Source organism: Promicromonospora kroppenstedtii DSM 19349, from assembly GCF_000515355.1.
Classification (GTDB): Bacteria; Actinomycetota; Actinomycetes; order Actinomycetales; family Cellulomonadaceae; genus Promicromonospora; species Promicromonospora kroppenstedtii.
The window spans coordinates 252-470 of the sequence record NZ_KI911614.1 but is presented as its reverse complement, the minus strand read 5'-3'; positions in this window follow the sequence as shown (position 1 = coordinate 470).

The following is a 219-nucleotide window of genomic DNA, read 5'->3' as shown; positions in this document are numbered from 1 at the left end:
ACGGGTGCGCACGGCGTCGTCGGGCGGGGCAGTCCCGCGGGTCGGCTGTCATGCCGAGGACACTACGCACGGCGCACCCGGCCCGGACACCGACCTTGGTCGGGGGTGCCGCTACCGAAGGGTGACCCGGCCCGGTACCCCGGACGGATGCCCCGGACGACGTCGGGCCAGGAGGCTGTGACCAGGCGCGACGGACGTGCCGAGAAGGAGAAGGACACA